The sequence below is a fragment of the Tetzosporium hominis genome (assembly GCF_002265435.1).
GTDB classification, from domain to species: domain Bacteria; phylum Bacillota; class Bacilli; order Bacillales_A; family Planococcaceae; genus Chryseomicrobium; species Chryseomicrobium hominis.
Map to the genome: position 1 here is coordinate 6,782 of NZ_NOKQ01000267.1, position 12,857 is coordinate 19,638.

A 12,857-nucleotide genomic window follows, 5' to 3' on the forward strand; every position below is an offset into this window, starting at 1 on the left:
AAGCCTCGTTGCCTTCCTGATCCACGAACTCTACCGTGATGTCGCCCGCGATTTTCGCGTACACATACGTTACGGTCTGGGCCTCTTCTGTGAACTCACCAGACGCGTTGGCCGGTGTCTCGATCAGCACGTAGCCTTCGATCTCCTCAGCAGATGATTCATACAGATCTCCAACATTTCCTTCAATCACAATTGACGGAATTAAAGGATTTCCTTCTTGATCAACATATTCAACGTTCACGTTAGAAGGAATCGGGACGTAAAGAATCGTATCTTCTCCGTCATTTTCAACAAGTTCACCGGATGGATCCTCTGCTGTAACCGTTGCAATGTTTACAATCGATCCTGCCTCCACATCATCGGCAGTAACGGTATACTGTATGGAACCCGTAACTTCTTCGCCCGGATTTAATGTCATCACATCCAGCTCAATTGTTTCCCCAACTTTCGGATCCACAACCTGAACGTTGGATAATGGTACATTACCTGTATTTGTCACTTCAAATACATAGGTAACAACATCCCCGACTTTAGCAAAAGCATCTTCTTCACTTGTCTTAACCAGCGTAATTCCTGGCTCTTCAATTAACGTATTTGTAATCACGTTTGTTTCATCATTTACAGAAGACGTATACCCATCCACAGCCTGCTCGCGGACCGTATAGTCAATTGGATCACCGTTAGAGTCATACGCTGAATATCCCTCAAATGTAAATGCCCATAATCCATCTTCGTTTTGTACTACCGTTTGTTCACCAATTTTTTGGTCGTCTCCTCTAATGAGTTCCACGGTAATTTCTTCTGGTCGTAAATTTTCCTGCTCATAGTCGCTCCAAACTTTCTCACCTGCGATGACAGCTTGAGCTCCTCTCACTTGAGGAATAGGAAATTCACGTACCAAATCAGGCTCTTCAATCCTTGGATTCAGTAACGTAGGTGCATTCGTCTCATAAAACACATTAGGATCAAATCCGGCTTTGTCTGTATCCAGTTGTATTTTATAACGAAGTGAAATAACCTCGTTCGCTCCAAGACTTAAATTATTCAACCGAATCGTTTCATTTTCTTGTACTAATACGACACGTTGCAACAGCGAAACATCAGAAGCGGACAAAAAGTAATCTCCGTCTGATAAATCTGCGGACGTAGCCGCATCAAAAGCAGGTGTTGCACCGAATTTTAAGTTTACAAACTCACCCATCGGATCGGTAACGGTCGCTCTATGGACTGTATTTGTAAAATATTTTGATAAATCAGCTAAAGAATTAACGAGTTGTGATATTTGCGATACAGGATAATAGTCAAATTGCGTCGATGCGATTCCCTGCATCATCTGAACAATTTGCTCTGCTGTAGCACCTTGACCAGCCGTCAACTCGATTCCAACAGAAGCCATAGTAATCCCCTGACTTTTAATTAAATCAGCAGCTGCGACAGTATTCTGACCATGTGTTCTCGGTTGACCATTAAACGTGTAGTTGAAGTTGGTACCATTACCCGCAATCTGACGATTTGGATTAAAACTAACGGTCGGCACGCCATCCGTAATTGTTACAATCACCCGATTATCTGCTTCACTGCTTTCAAGAATTAACGCAGCTTCTTCAAGTGCCTGTTGCGTAAAAGTTCCACCGTTAAAGTTATTCCCTCTTTCAGATGGAACATTTGTGGGAATACGCTTAATAATTTCATTCGGATCAGTCGTTAATGTTTTGAATGAAAAATTTTCAGGTGCAGTACCGGTTCCGGTGTATACCTGATTACTACGCCCATCAAATACCATTGTTCCATAAGTTACTAAAGCCATTCGAATGTTTTTTTTGGCATTAACCTGCTCATTCAATAAACCATTGACAAAGGCAGCGGTTTCCTTAGCCGCTATTTGATCGCGGTTATTCGTATTCATACTACTGGAATTATCATACACAATGACAATGTCAGTGGACTTAAGCTCTTGTCGAGACTTACCTTTTACCGTCAAGTCAATAAAGTACTCGCCAGTATTGCCGGTATAAGTAGCTTTTTTCGATATGATTGAATCGTCAAATTCAAAATTACCAGCAACATTCCGTACGGCTCCAGATTGATCTTCATTTTCTTCTTCTAAGACCTCTGGCATAGCATATGCCACGTTCAAAGAAGGTAAAAGCAAAGAACTAATTAAAACAAATACTAGAAATAACTTAAATCCAACCCATTTCATTTTCTTATTCACATTGTACCTCCAGATAATTTTTTAGATAAATAAAAAGGTAAAAAGAAAATATTTTTTCTTTAATTTTAACATATATTCTATATAAAACAGTATATTTCCACTACTGTCGCATTAAAATAACTAAACACCTATAAGTAAACAGAATTCTCTGTCATCTAATTCGGGCATAAAAAAATCCTTTATAATGGATTCGGATAGTAAACCATTCAAATCCAAAATAAAGGACAATCGCATGGATAAGTTTACACGCAAAACATCATTTGAACAATGGTTCTCACCGATTTTTTCAACAAAACTTGAAGAACTGGTCGAGACCCATCAGTTAAATCACTATACAAAGAAGCTACATTTCGAATCGTTTCTCAAACTGCTTGTATTCGCACAGCTCAATGAGACAGAGAGCCTCCGGGCTCTAAGCGACACGCTGTTCTCAGACGACCTTCAACGAGCAACGGCTCTAGAGTCGATCAGCTTCTCGCAACTAGGACGTCGATTGAACCAGATCCCCACGGAGGTCTTCCAGCAACTGTTCCTCGATCTGGTCACGAAGATCCATAAGATGAGCCACTTCGAATATCGCCGGAAGGCGACGACGCCTCTGAAAATCATCGATTCGACCACATTGCCACTGAACCTGAATCGTCACCGATGGGCAGAGTTTAGAAAGACCAAATCAGGGGTTAAACTCCACCTGCGTCTCGTCTTCTTAGAACAAGGTTGTTCATATCCTGATAAAGCCGTACTTACTAATGCCAAGGAACATGATCGCGGACAGTTGGAGGTCCTAGTTGACGACAAAGAATGCATGTACGTCTTTGATCGTGGTAATTTGGACTATGAACGGTTCGACCGCGTGACAGAGGAAGGGTTGTTCTTCATATCTCGTCTACGGAAGAACGCTGTCACACGTGTGATACAGCCATTAGAGTGTCTAGAGGATTCCTCGGTCTTGTCCGATGAAATGATCTTGATAGGTACGACGCAAAATCGAGCAGAGAATGCGTTCAGACTTTGATATAGACGCAGACGAGATAGCGGAACTCTATAGGTCACGCTGGGCCATCGAACTGTTCTTCAAGTGGATGAAACAGCACCTGAACATCAAAAAGTTCTACGGACAGAGCGAACAGGCTGTGCATAACCAAGTCTACATCGCCATGATCGTCTATTGCCTGAACGTCCTGGCACAACTTGAGACGAATAGTCCAAGGAGTTACCTACAAATCAGTCGATGGCTCCGGGCAGCACCGTGGAAATCCGCCCATATCTGGCTTCGAAAGATCAAGGGAGAAGCAATCCCGTAAGGGGAGCGACCTTTGCCTGCAACCGCCACGGGTTATAGTAAAAAAATGGATGTTGACTACCTTTTTCGGTATGTCAGTTCGATTTTAATTTTTTCATAGCATAAAAGAAAACTGAATTTTCTTGATTTATTTATGCGACACTAGTGATATCAATTCCTCTCTGTTATTAGTGTTTGTGATTAGACCTTTAAAATAAGAAGCTACCCTGCACTTTGAATGTAGATATATATTTTTCCAACTCATTTTGTAATTAATACATACATATAAAATTATGATTGACTATTTAATTATTACAAATATTACAAATCAATTTAAGTTTATTCTTGTTTCAAATAAGGTATTTCCTAAAATAGAAACAACTTATTACGAAAAGAACGAGGAGGATTTAAAATGGAAAATCGAGACAACAAGCTATATGGAATCTATGATACGGAAACTGAAATCCAAGCGGAAATGGATCGCTTACGGGCAGAAGGGTACACGGAGGAAGATATGTATATCGTTTCAAACAGAGACAATCAATATTCTATGTACCGTGGCTCTTCTGATTACAACACAAACGAAGAGAGCTCTTGGTGGGATCGTTTCAAAGCCTCTCTAACGGGTGAAGATCTTATTCGAGATCAACATTTCACGAACATGGGATTATCAGACGAAGAACGCACACGCTATTCAAGCGAGTTAGAAGCTGGAAAATATCTCTTATATGTAGATAAAGATTACGGTAATCACTTCACTGGAAGTGTCGGTTCATATGATACAGGTAATACATTCGAATCTACTAACGAACACACAGAAGAAGAACGCTTAGAACTTCATGAAGAACAACTACATGTCGATAAACAACGCGTTCAAACTGGTGAAATCGATGTAGAGAAGCATGTCGTAGAAGACACTCAGACTGTAGAAGTCCCTGTCGAGCGCGAAGAAGTCTATATCGAAAGACGTCCAGTCAACCAAGAGTCTTCTGTCCATTCAGAAGGTAACTTCGGTGAAGGGTCGACTCATGCTTACGAAGAAGAAGGACGCATTCACATTCCAGTGACGGAAGAACGCGTCGAAGTGACAAAGAAAGATGTTGTCGCTGAAGAGATCGTCATCGGTAAAAAGAAAGTGATGGATACGGAAACCGTTTCTGAAACGGTTCGTCGTGAAGAAGTAGATATTCACGATTCTACAAACCAATTACGTGATACGGATCTAACAGACCGTGACCGCATAGATCGCGGTCTATAATAAAGTTATCAAAGGAAGCCAGTCCCCCCTGCTGGCTTCCTTTTTGTTTGAAAAATAAATGCTCGCATCTCTTTATGGCAGATTAAAGGATCCGAATGTAAGAGGCTCAGAATCAGCTATATATGTAAAAAGAAGATTGAACTAACGGACAGATTGAACGGTCCTTATATGTTTAATTGGATAAGTTTCTTCTTACTATATATATCAATTTCTTTTAGATCAGATGTTGGATGGGTGGTCACCTTGAGCTAATTCATAAGTTTGAGGCTTGCCATCCACAAACACTCCTTCATACCAGACTGTTTTTCCGTCTTCCCAATACCCTGTCCCGTGACCGTGCGGTTGTCCGTCTACCACTTCTCCTCTGTACTTTAACTTCACATCGTCATAATAGAGACACTCCATCTTTCACTCTCTCCTTTCTGGCTCAGACGACACTATACAAGTGGATTTAAAAAAGCCCTACGGCAAGAAAACACCGTAGGACTTCTATATTCAATCAACCATCAACGAACTGTAAAATGGAGCGCAAATTGAAACCTCCCGATCCTGTGACTGCTCAGTTGCGATACAAATCAAAAACGGTTTGAAATCCTTTACACGATAGCAGGTTGTTCAAAAAGATAGGAAAAGCGTTTAGCCCCACACAGATTGTGCAATAAGATAGTAGACGAGATGCTGTTGTCTCCTGTAACAGAACCAGTGTCACTATCTGCACTAGCGTCACCTCAATTCCCATTCAATTTAAGAAAAAGGAGGCCTTTCGATGAATAAAGTCTTTACTATAGTAGCTTTCATTGGGGTACCGCTAACGGTCATTGCTTCCCTTTTGCACTGGTCGAGCATTGCGATGTTTGTTATTTGTGCCATCACGGTGATTGCGATTTCGAGCATCATGGGTCGCGCAACAGAGAGTTTGGCGATTGTCAGTGGCCCGCGAATCGGTGGCTTGTTAAATGCGACGTTCGGAAACGCTGTAGAACTTATCATTTCTATTTTTGCCTTGCAAGCCGGACTCGTAGGTGTTGTACTCGCGTCTCTGACCGGTTCCGTAATCGGGAACTTGTTACTTGTGACCGGACTGTCGTTCTTTGTAGGTGGACTGAAGTTCAAACGCCAAACATTTAGTATTTTTGATGCCCGACACAATTCAGGACTTCTTGTCTTTGCTGTGATTGTCGCATTTGTGATCCCTGAAATTTTTTCGATGGAGATGAATGAAACGGCATCGATTCAATTGAGTGTCGGAATCTCTATCATTATGATTGTCCTTTACTTGGCGGGGCTCTTTTTTAAACTCGTCACACACCGCGGTGTCTACTCACGCGAAACTACTGCGGAAAGCGAAGCACATAGCGAAGAAGAACAAGCCGAGTGGGGCAAATGGAAAGCACTGCTTATTTTATTGCTAGCCACGCTTGCTGTCGCTTATGTATCGGAAAATTTGGTACATACATTTGAAGATGTAGGAGAACGATTCGGTTGGAGCCAATTATTTATCGGGGTAATCATTGTTGCCATTGTCGGAAATGCAGCGGAACACTCATCCGCCATTTTGATGGCATTTAAAAACAAGATGGATATTGCGGTAGAGATTGCAATTGGTTCGACATTGCAAATTGCCATGTTCGTTGCACCGATCTTAGTCATCGTGTCGCTCTTTATGGACACGCAAATGTCTCTTGTCTTCACGGTTCCCGAGCTAGTCGCGATGGCGACCGCTGTCTTCTTAACCATTGCTGTCTCAAACGATGGCGAATCGAACTGGTTTGAAGGCCTGACGTTACTCGCCGCCTATGTCATTATGGGTATTGGTTTTTATCTTCTGTAACCTAATCACAAGTCATCATCACCCAACTTGCGAACCTACTTGTGTCGGACACAGGTAGGCGCATAGGGTGACAAATCCCGAGCTCTCGCACTCTAGAGGTTCAGACATACTTCAGAAAATCGCGGTTCACTTTCTCTTCATCACGAGTCGTAAACTGCAACACAAACGCTTTCCGGTCTTCTAAAGTCGGCAGCTCCCGGAAATGCTCTTGAATGTTCTTCGAGAGAAACGGACTCTCATAGTCGCTATCTTCATTTAAACGAACCAACTCCCTATAGAACCGCGTATCTTGAACGGACTCCAATTGCCCTTTCACTTTTTGCCACTTCGCAATTCGAGGCGCTAGTTTCGGCCGCTTCAATAACGTCATCTCATCTTGTAGCTGCATCACAAAGCTCTCTACTTCCGAAATACACTCATCGAGCTTCGCATACGTATAAGTTTCCGAATTAGGTAGAATCTGATCCTGATACCGCATATAGCGAACCTGCTCATACTCTATTTTGCCAAGCTCCGTTTTCTTCAGCAGCTTGTTCCGGTGCCACTCGTGTTTCTTGTCATTCAACTCCGCGAGCCCCTTCAGGACAGCTGGTGCCATAGCTAGAGCAGCTTTCACCATATGCGGGTTCTTCTTATACGCTTCGACACCTTTGGTTCCTAAATCTTTTAGGACTTCTATTGGGATTTTGGGCATGTTGGGTGGCCTCCGATCATTTCAGTGGATTTTGATGAAGTGCATACTTTCCTTTTCCTAACCTAACATAGTCATCAAATGTAACTGAGTGGTGAACCGGAGCATCTACTCTGCATTTACTAACAATATGTGTGCGAATTGTAGATTCTTTATAGACGCTACCCTTCCTGTGCATTTCGTCAATTGCCTCAATGATTGTAAATTCATTTTTACTCTTTTTTATTACAAGTTCCTTTACAACGTGCAGTAGCTCTTCTCTACAGGTTTGTTTGTATGAAATCATGTTAGTTTACCTCTGGAATATATAGTTTTTTTAACGGTAATGATGCACGCGCATCACTTGGCATTTTTTCATACCATTCAACTAGCAACTTTACTAAGCCTTCTAGATCTAATAAATGTACGCCATGTTGTGTAGCTACTTCTTTTGCGGCCTTTGTAAATCCACCCGTCGATACGAATAAACAACTAGCACCAATTGGATGAGCACCTAACAATTGTTGAATTTCTGGAGAACCTGACGTTGAAACGCGGTGTTTTACTTGGACCTTAATAATTGGCTTTTCAAATCCAAAAGCATCTTTTGAAGCTAAAATATCTACTCCTCCATCTCGTCCTGGTGGACTAACTTTGACTGTGTAAGACATAGCCTGAAGTAATGCCGCAACTAAGTCTTGCATTTCCCAAGGCGACAATCGATCCACTTGATCTTCTACAAAGATTTTTGCTCGAGATTCAAATTCCTCCATTAATTGATTTAACTCTACTTCTACGTCCTTTGGTTTTTCAGCAGAATTACTGTCATGGGTATCTTTATCGACAGAATCTAGTAATTTTAACAACTCAGGTCCCCAATCATCTACACGAAACACAGTCAAAACTGATTCCAAAGAATTTTTAGCCCGTTGTGTGAGTCGTTCACGTAAGACCGTGTTCAATTCCCAATTTACTTGAATGTGATTTGGATAGGCGGGATCTCCCGTTTTTTCATCATAAAAGTGGGAAGAAGTGACTGTACCAATCATATATTCTTTATTTTCTTTGCTGTATGTAATTATACAATCGCCCTTACTTATTTCCCTACTGAATCTCCAGACTTGGCTTACCCAACTCATACGTGATGCAGGTTTGCTTTCATGATATTCAATATCAGCTTTCTTCAACAAATCTTCCTTACTCAATGCTTTTTGTGGATCACCTAACTGTGGCCAGCCAATAGAAGCTATTTGCTCTCTTTTCCAAACATTTATTAACTCATTAGCATCGCCTGCTCGAACCATCCACCACTTAGTCATGTCACTACACTCCTTTTACATTAATAGAGCTTTTATTTTCATCTTCAAAATTTCTTTTCTAGCCTCATAGAATTCTTCAAATTTATCGAATTCTAATGATGAATTAGGATCAATCATGGCTTGCCTAATAAAATCTGATTTCTGATCATCGTTCATATCGTTATAGTAATCCACAAGTCGCATAGCATTCTTGCTGCCGTTACTTCTTCCCTCGAGTAGATGTAAATTAGGAAGACGGTTTCTCATCCCTCTCCATCTTCGCCAATCGTCCATATTGACTGAAGCGGGCTTGCTATCACTAAATCTTGTATCTGGGTGAAGGTGATCTTGTTCATATTTAAAGTTCCTATTTGTCCAATCTAAGCCTAAATAGTAAAGTACTTCTCCAGCTACTCGACTTCCTTTTTCAGAGTTTAGGATATCTTCAATTTTCCCTTCTGTAACTCGCAGATCATTAATTTGATCTAACATTTCAATTGTTATCTCATAAGCGAAGTTATTAATATTGCTCTTCATTTGTTGAAGCTTTCCAGTTGTACCTGATTGGAAGTAGGTAAAGAAAATTGCCCTTATTAAATATGCTCTTATACTCTCTGAGTTCTTTTTATAATCTGGTGCGTAGTAAATATAGTAAATAATCGGTAATAACACGTTCCAACTAGATGCGAAACGACTCACATCAATCTTCATCTCTCTCAATAACTCTTCTAAATTCAGTAGAGCCATTTTGAATCCTGTCCAATCATTCTTTAAATCTTCTGCTATTTTCTTATTTATATTGGACTTTACAACATCTCCATAAAGCATTAGAGCTGCACGAATGATAAAGTCAGACCCAAAACCAGAATAGCCCCCTACAAGTATTTTTCCAAATTCTGATTTTGCACTTGGCCAATAGGCCTCCAATATTGACATAGTAATCTCAGACTTTTTAAGAGCCTTCCCCCCACTATTGAAACGAACAAACATTTCTAAGGCATCGTCTTGTTTCATGTCTTTGATTTCTGTGTATCGAATAAGCTTTTCAAGAAATATTTTGCTATAAAGTTTATTTAAAATGTTCCTCGCATACTCTTTACTATTAGATGGCACATTTGAAATTTCGTCTTCTATAGCTTGCTCTCTAGTTGAATCGCTTTGAAAGCGCTCTTGTAGTATAGTCCGTAACTCAAATTGAGTAGGGCTAAGGCGACCCACTTTCTCACTAAATCGAATATCAAATTTCTTACTATTGTACTCTTCTTCATCAACCGCAATTTTGTTCTGATCTAACTCAATCAATAGCTTTGTATAAGTTAAGCTACCCGTACTTCTACGTGCATAATTTGGACGAATAGTGGACTCACCAAGTAATGATAAAAATAGAGATGTTAATCGTTGTTGCCCATCTAAAACAGCTGTATCAGATACTCTTACATCAATACTTGTTAGTTCATAATTCATAGTGTCTGCTTGTTTTCTACTATCAAAAGTAACGTTAGAAAGGAAATTGCAAAAGTAGGTGTCCCACGAAACATTAGAATCATCTACTCGCCAAAACAAGAATGTAGCAATAGGATAATCCAATAAAATGGAATCCCATAGTTTTTCAATTTGTTCAGTACCCCACACAAATTGTCGTTGAAAAGCTGGCATTACATACTTACCGCTTTGAATGTTTGTTAAAGCCTCAAAAATTGTAATGCTGTTATCATTTAATCTACTCATGTTATACTCCCCCAACCGTACTTGATCTCTATTTATATATGTTTATATCTTCACTATAACCAAATACTAACAACAGAGCATCAGTTATTTACAGAATTATCTTAAATTGTAGAGATGTTACTAGTATAATGAATGCAATAAGTAATAATGAAATGAGGGATTAAATTGCCTATTTACAACAAACTCATACGAGACCGAATCCTAGAAATCATCGAAAAAGATGGTAAAACTTATGATATGGAAATCCTATCAAAAGAACGTCACGAGGAAGAGATTAAAGCGAAGCTGACTGAAGAAGTCCAAGAGTACCAAGCAACTCAAAATGATCAAGATGCGCTAGAGGAACTCGCAGACATTCTGGAATTAATTCATGCTGCTTTACCTTTACATAATGCGAGTTTTGAACAGTTGGAAGAAGTACGTTTGAAGAAGAAGGAAAAGCGAGGCGGATTTGATAAAGGCATTTATTTGATTGAGGTTCACGATGAGTGAGATTCGCTTAATTACGAATGACTTAATACATCATTTAAAAGAAGAGCTTTCAAGTGCTACTACTGTTTACTGGATTACGGCTTTTGCGATGAAATCTGGAGTGCAGTTGGTCTTACCGCGATTAATGGAAGCAGCTGATAGGAAAGCAGATACGAAGATTCTCGTTGGTGACTATCTAGCTATCACACAACCTGAGGCTCTCCGACTACTTCACGAGAATTTGCCAACTGCTGAAATTCGCCTTTTCAAAAGTTACGGTCAATCGTTTCATCCCAAAGCCTATCTTTTTAGAAACCCTGAACAGAACACTTTGATGGTCGGGTCTTCCAATCTGTCTAAATCTGCGCTAACATCTGGCGTTGAGTGGAATCTGTCTGTTCCAACAGCAATTGATGCTCCGCTTTTTGAACAAGCCGCCAGTGAATTCATACGGATGTTCACACATGAGAACACGATACCTGTAAACTCTGAAACAATCGGTATTTATGAGAGTCATTACAATGAACAAAATCGGGCGATGTCTCTTAGTTCTGCTTGGTCTAAAGCTGACGAACTCGAAGTCATGTTTGGAACTGAAGGACAAGATCAAACAGAGCTAATTATCGAAACTGATGCGCCTTATCAGGCAGTCTTGAAACCTCGGCCAGCTCAAGAGTTGGCACTACAAGCATTAGAAGAGTCGATGGAAGAAGAATATGACCGCGCACTTGCAGTGCTGGCTACTGGTCTTGGAAAGACCTACTTAGCAGCTTTTTTTGCTGAGCGTTTTAGTAGAGTCTTATTTGTCGCGCACCGAGAAGAAATCTTATATCAAGCGAGAGACTCCTTCCTCCATGTCCATTCAAATAAGAAAGCCGGTCTTTACAATGCTACTCACAAGGATATAGACTCTGATTTCCTTTTTGCATCTGTCTCCACTCTCTGCCAAGACCATCACTTAGCTAAGTTTGACCCTGAAGAGTTCGATTTGATTGTAGTAGATGAGTTTCATCATGCAACTGCTCCGAGTTACATGCGTGTCATTGACTATTTCAAGCCACGATTCTTGCTAGGAATTACTGCTACTCCGCATCGTCTTGATAACGGAGATGTCTTCGGAATTTGCGACGGAAACGTAGCCATCACTATCAATTTCCTAGATGCTATTCAGAAGAACTGGCTTGCTCCGTTTAAATATTATGGGGTTTATGATGAAACAGACTACAGCCGACTAAGATGGGTGGGTTCTGGATACGCAGAAGAAGACTTAGAACGGGTCCAGCTTCGTGAAGAAATGGCCGAGATGATTTATAGAGAATGGTTCAGCAAGAAACAGACAAGAACAATCGGTTTTTGTTCTTCAGTTAAACAAGCCAAGTTCCTGTCTACTTACTTTGAGCAACAAGGTATACGTGCCATAAGTTTAGATGCTAAATCAGATACAACTATCAGAAAAAAGGCTCGCCAGAAATTAAATGATGGTGAACTAGATGTCATCTTCACCGTGGATTTATTTAATGAAGGCGTTGATATTCCGAAAGTAGATACTCTTCTATTTGTCCGTCCTACTGAATCTCTTGCCGTTTTTACGCAACAAATCGGGAGAGGCCTGCGACTCGCAGATGGGAAAGATCACTGCGTAATCATAGATTTGATAGGGAACTATCGCAATGCGGATTTGAAATGGCGTGTGTTTAATCCAGAACATCCTCTTGGAACTGGAGTGACTAAAATCGCTGATACGCTACCGATGGATTGTGAGATTCACTTAGATACTCAAGTAGTAGATCTTGTACAACATATGATTCGGAAATACCGAAAGCCAAAAGATGTTCTACTATCTCATTACTACGAATTAAAAGCAGACCTTGGTCGTCGCCCTACCTACTTAGAATTTCACTTGCAGACTCCTGTGGACACACAATCTGTCAGAAGAGAATTCGGCTCTTATTTTAACTTAATGCAAGAAGCCGGAGATCTTAACACTCATGAAGTAAGCGTCAAATAGTGCACACATTCTAATAGAAGAAAATTCATGAGATACTCCTCCCACAAATGAAATTTGGGAGGTTTTTTCTTTGAAAAGAAAAGAGAATGAAGCTTG

Annotated in this window: 10 protein-coding genes and 1 pseudogene; 5 read left to right on the forward strand and 6 right to left on the reverse strand. The window is 40.5% G+C overall.

What is annotated here, in order from left to right; all coding sequences use genetic code 11:
* Window positions 1-2,215 (reverse strand): CLIPPER-2 domain-containing protein (locus CF394_RS12005; protein WP_133079833.1); only part of this gene is annotated, 2,215 nt, incomplete at its 3' end.
* A gap of 232 nt (window positions 2,216-2,447) precedes the next feature.
* Here CF394_RS12005 and CF394_RS12010 point away from each other — a divergent pair.
* Window positions 2,448-3,519: pseudogene (locus CF394_RS12010) on the forward strand (IS4 family transposase).
* Window positions 3,520-3,909: 390 nt separating this feature from the next.
* A complete protein-coding gene (locus CF394_RS12015) occupies window positions 3,910-4,755 on the forward strand; it encodes a DUF2382 domain-containing protein (RefSeq protein WP_094943922.1) in 846 nt (281 codons plus the stop codon).
* 219 nt (window positions 4,756-4,974) lie between these two features.
* Here the strand turns inward: CF394_RS12015 and CF394_RS12020 are convergent, their stop codons facing one another.
* Window positions 4,975-5,160: a hypothetical protein gene (locus CF394_RS12020; protein WP_094943923.1), complete on the reverse strand. Its 186-nt coding sequence runs from the start codon at window positions 5,158-5,160 to the stop codon at window positions 4,975-4,977.
* A gap of 361 nt (window positions 5,161-5,521) precedes the next feature.
* Here CF394_RS12020 and cax point away from each other — a divergent pair, with 361 nt between their 5' ends.
* The gene (gene cax / locus CF394_RS12025) at window positions 5,522-6,586 is read left to right on the forward strand and encodes a calcium/proton exchanger (protein WP_094943924.1); all 1,065 of its coding nucleotides are present in this window, start codon (window positions 5,522-5,524) and stop codon (window positions 6,584-6,586) included.
* Between the two features lie 100 nt (window positions 6,587-6,686).
* Here cax and CF394_RS12030 read toward each other — a convergent pair whose 3' ends face one another.
* The 4 genes from CF394_RS12030 to CF394_RS12045 are packed head-to-tail and all read right to left on the reverse strand — an operon-like array spanning window position 6,687 to window position 10,282.
* Entirely contained in the window at window positions 6,687-7,280 is a 594-nt protein-coding gene (locus tag CF394_RS12030) for a hypothetical protein (RefSeq protein ID WP_094943926.1), read from the reverse strand.
* Between the two features lie 16 nt (window positions 7,281-7,296).
* Window positions 7,297-7,563, reverse strand: coding sequence for a DUF7669 domain-containing protein (locus CF394_RS12035; RefSeq protein WP_094943928.1), 267 nt, complete (start codon window positions 7,561-7,563; stop codon window positions 7,297-7,299).
* A gap of 1 nt (window position 7,564) precedes the next feature.
* Window positions 7,565-8,575: a restriction endonuclease gene (locus CF394_RS12040; RefSeq protein WP_094943930.1), complete on the reverse strand. Its 1,011-nt coding sequence runs from the start codon at window positions 8,573-8,575 to the stop codon at window positions 7,565-7,567.
* A 15-nt stretch (window positions 8,576-8,590) separates the two neighbouring features.
* Window positions 8,591-10,282 carry a DUF262 domain-containing protein gene (locus CF394_RS12045; protein WP_094943932.1) on the reverse strand — a complete coding sequence of 564 codons (1,692 nt, stop codon included), beginning with the start codon at window positions 10,280-10,282 and terminating at the stop codon, window positions 8,591-8,593.
* A 165-nt stretch (window positions 10,283-10,447) separates the two neighbouring features.
* Between CF394_RS12045 and CF394_RS12050 the strand changes: the two genes are divergently transcribed.
* Both CF394_RS12050 and CF394_RS12055 read left to right on the forward strand, forming a co-directional pair.
* Entirely contained in the window at window positions 10,448-10,774 is a 327-nt protein-coding gene (locus CF394_RS12050) for a nucleoside triphosphate pyrophosphohydrolase (protein ID WP_094943934.1), read from the forward strand.
* Window positions 10,767-12,761 (forward strand): DEAD/DEAH box helicase family protein, encoded by a 1,995-nt coding sequence (locus tag CF394_RS12055; protein WP_094943936.1) that lies wholly within the window; start codon window positions 10,767-10,769, stop codon window positions 12,759-12,761. The genes CF394_RS12050 and CF394_RS12055 overlap by 8 nt, the downstream gene beginning before the upstream one ends.
* The last annotated feature ends 96 nt before the right edge of the window (window positions 12,762-12,857 follow it).

What these genes read in the sequence shown, in the direction of transcription:
- CF394_RS12030 (WP_094943926.1), bottom strand. Translation starts at nt 7,280, where the DNA reads ATGCCCAAAATCCCAATAGAAGTCCTAAAAGATTTAGGAACCAAAGGT.
- CF394_RS12055 (WP_094943936.1), top strand. Translation starts at nt 10,767, where the DNA reads ATGAGTGAGATTCGCTTAATTACGAATGACTTAATACATCATTTAAAA.
- CF394_RS12015 (WP_094943922.1), top strand. Translation starts at nt 3,910, where the DNA reads ATGGAAAATCGAGACAACAAGCTATATGGAATCTATGATACGGAAACT.
- CF394_RS12035 (WP_094943928.1), bottom strand. Translation starts at nt 7,563, where the DNA reads ATGATTTCATACAAACAAACCTGTAGAGAAGAGCTACTGCACGTTGTA.
- CF394_RS12040 (WP_094943930.1), bottom strand. Translation starts at nt 8,575, where the DNA reads ATGACTAAGTGGTGGATGGTTCGAGCAGGCGATGCTAATGAGTTAATA.
- CF394_RS12020 (WP_094943923.1), bottom strand. Translation starts at nt 5,160, where the DNA reads ATGGAGTGTCTCTATTATGACGATGTGAAGTTAAAGTACAGAGGAGAA.
- cax (WP_094943924.1), top strand. Translation starts at nt 5,522, where the DNA reads ATGAATAAAGTCTTTACTATAGTAGCTTTCATTGGGGTACCGCTAACG.
- CF394_RS12045 (WP_094943932.1), bottom strand. Translation starts at nt 10,282, where the DNA reads ATGAGTAGATTAAATGATAACAGCATTACAATTTTTGAGGCTTTAACA.